This is a genomic window from Paraburkholderia sp. 31.1 (assembly GCF_014397645.1).
Classification (GTDB): domain Bacteria; phylum Pseudomonadota; class Gammaproteobacteria; order Burkholderiales; family Burkholderiaceae; genus Paraburkholderia; species Paraburkholderia tuberum.
The window spans coordinates 1-707 of record NZ_VZQN01000189.1; the positions used below are offsets into that span (position 1 = coordinate 1).

Here is a 707-nt window from a genome sequence, read left to right on the forward strand (position 1 = left end):
TAGGCGAGAATCACGACCGTCATCGCGAGGATGACCCAGCCGATCGCGTGCAGGTTCTTGTCGCTGATCGCCTGCGCCAGGTAGGCGCCGATGCCCGGCAGCGTAACCGTATGATTGCCGACCGTGATCGCTTCGGAAGCCACGACGAAGAACCAGCCGCCCGACATCGACATCATCATGTTCCAGATCAGGCCGGGCATCGAGAACGGCACTTCGAGTTTCCAGAAGCGCTGCCATGAAGTCAGATGAAAGCCGCGCGAGACTTCGTCGAGATCGCGCGGCACCGTGCGCAGCGACTGATAGAAGCTGAACGTCATGTTCCACGCCTGGCTCGTGAAGATCGCGAAGATCGCGGCGAGTTCGGCGCCGAGCACGCGGCCCGGGAACATCGCGAGGAAGAACGTGACCGTGAACGAGATGTAGCCGAGCACCGGCACCGACTGCAGGATGTCGAGAATCGGCACCAGCACGAGACCGGCGCGGCGGCTCTTGGCGGCCAGCGTCCCGTAGACCAGCGTGAAGATCAGCGACGCGACCATCGCCGCGAGCATGCGCAGCGTGGTGCGCATCGCGTACTCGGGCAGGTTGGCCGGATCGAGCGAGATCGCCTGCGTCTTTAGCGTCGACATCGGCGCGAGCGTCTCGTGAAAGCCGATCGACGCCATCGCGATCAGGCAGATGATCAGCGGGAACGCGACGAAGTCCCA

Annotated in this window: 1 protein-coding gene; it reads right to left on the reverse strand. The window is 63.4% G+C overall.

Features of this window, described 5'->3' with window-relative positions; all coding sequences use genetic code 11:
- A partial coding sequence (locus F6X37_RS35945; RefSeq protein ID WP_187614687.1) for an ABC transporter permease subunit occupies positions 1–707 on the reverse strand: 707 nt, incomplete at both ends.